We start from the raw sequence: 2,140 nt of genomic DNA on the forward strand, positions 1-2,140 counted from the left end.
CACAGGACTAAACCGCTCGCGCGGTAGGCACGACGGCCGGCAGCGCGGCTGAGAGGATAGCGCAACGAGGCGTCCTGTCTTGAGATGAGGGGTTCGCAACCTTCACCCAAGACAGGAGCATCCCCATGACCGACGAGGCCACGAGCCCGTTGCGGCGGCGCATGATCGAAGACATGACGATCCGCAAGTTCGCGCCGAAGACCCAACATGACTATGTGCAGAGGGTCAAGAACTTCGCGGTATTCCTCGGGCGATCGCCGGATACGGCGAGTTTTGAGGACGTGCGGCGCTACCAGCTGCATCTGGCATCGAGCGGCGTTGGCGTGCCGACTATCAACCAGACCGTCTCGACGCTGCGGTTCTTCTTCAAGGTTACGCTCAAGCGCAACGAGATCGTCGAGCACACCCACGTCATTCACGAGCCGCGCAAGCTGCCGGTGGTGCTGAGCCCGGAAGAAGTGGCGCGCCTGCTCGATGCGGCACCGGGGCTCAAGTACAAGGCGGCGCTCAGCGTAGCCTATGGCGCCGGCCTGCGGGCCAACGAGGTCGTCTCGCTCAAGATCTCCGACATCGACAGCAAGCGGATGATCATCCGGGTCGAACAGGGCAAGGGCGGCAAGGACCGTAACGTCATGCTCTCCCCACACCTGCTCGATCTGCTGCGCGCCTGGTGGAAGGCGGCACGGCCACAGGGCTGGCTCTTCCCTGGCCGCGATCCGGCCCAGCCGATGACCACGCGCCAGCTCAACCGCGCCTGCCACGCCGCTGCCCAGATGGCGGAGATCAACAAGCGGGTCTCGCTGCACACCTTGCGGCACAGCTTCGCCACTCATCTCTTGGAGCAGAACATCGACGTGCGCGTGATCCAGGTTCTGCTCGGTCACGCCAAGCTCGATACGACCGCGCTCTATACCCGCGTCGCCACCAAGACGATCAGCGAGGTCATGAGCCCGTTGGAGCACATCGCGATCAAGCTGAAGGAGGCCCGGCCGCCCGGCTGACGCGAGGCCGGCGTGTCTCGTCCGGCTCTGGAGGTTGCGGATATCTTCCGCGACCGTGGCCCGGCATGGCGGCAGGCCCATGCCGGCCGTGTCAGCCTCGACCAGTTGAAGGTGATGTCGGCGATCGAGAGCTGCCGCACGGCGGCGCTCGGCGGCCATGTCGCGCGCTGCGAGGACTGCGCCTACACGTCCATCGCCTACAACTCCTGCCGCAACCGGCACTGCCCGAAGTGCCAGGGCGCCGCGGCGAAGCAGTGGCTCGCCGATCGCCAAGCCGAGCTGCTGCCGGTGCCATATTATCACGTCGTGTTCACGCTGCCGGCCCGGATCGCCGACATCGCCTACCAGAACAGGGCCATCATCTACGATCTCCTGTTCAAGCTCTCGGCCGAGACGACGCTGACGATCGCCGCAGATCCGAAGCATCTCGGCGCCAGGATCGGTATCACGTCCGTGCTGCACACCTGGGGCTCGGCCATGACCCACCACCCGCATGTGCACATGATCGTGCCGGGCGGCGGCATCTCGCCCGACGGACAGCGCTGGGTGTCCTGCCGGCCGGGGTTCTTCCTGCCGGTGCGCGTGCTCTCACGCCTGTTTCGGCGGCTGTTCCTAGGTCGCCTCGCCGCCCTCCACCAGGCCGGGCGCCTGAGCTTCTTCGGCAACGACGCTCATCTCGCTGCAGCGCAATCATTCGCCGCATTGCTTGCAGCGTCGCGCAAGACGGAATGGGTCGTCTATGCCAAGCGTCCGTTCGGCGGACCACAAGCCGTGCTGGCCTATCTGTCGCGCTATACTCACCGCGTCGCCATCGCCAACAGCCGCCTGATCGCCCTCGACCAGCACGATGTCACCTTCAGATGGAAGGATTATCGGGTCGAAGGCCGCGACCGGCAAAAGCGGATGACGCTCGCCACAGACGAGTTCATCCGCCGCTTCCTCATCCACGTGCTGCCAAAAGGCCTTCACCGCATCCGCCATTACGGCCTGCTCGCACGGGGCGTCTGCGCCGACAATGTCGCACGCGCGCGCGAACTGCTCGCCGTCAGCGATCGTGAGGATGAACCGACCGAGACCATCGTCGACAGCGGCAAGCCACCGTGTCCATGCTGCGGCGGCCGCATGATCGTCATCGAGGT

At 65.3% G+C, this 2,140-nt stretch carries 2 protein-coding genes; both read left to right on the top strand.

The genetic code is table 11. The features are described 5' to 3' along the window. Positions 1–125 precede the first annotated feature (125 nt). On the top strand, positions 126–1,001 hold the full coding sequence (locus tag AC0L23_RS39795) for a tyrosine-type recombinase/integrase (protein ID WP_247542910.1): 876 nt from the start codon (positions 126–128) through the stop codon (positions 999–1,001). Positions 1,002–1,013: 12 nt separating this feature from the next. After that, positions 1,014–2,140: IS91 family transposase (locus tag AC0L23_RS39800; RefSeq protein ID WP_473358401.1), on the top strand; the 1,127-nt coding region annotated here is incomplete at its 3' end.

It is taken from the genome of Bradyrhizobium sp. MI1.4, assembly GCF_055811315.1.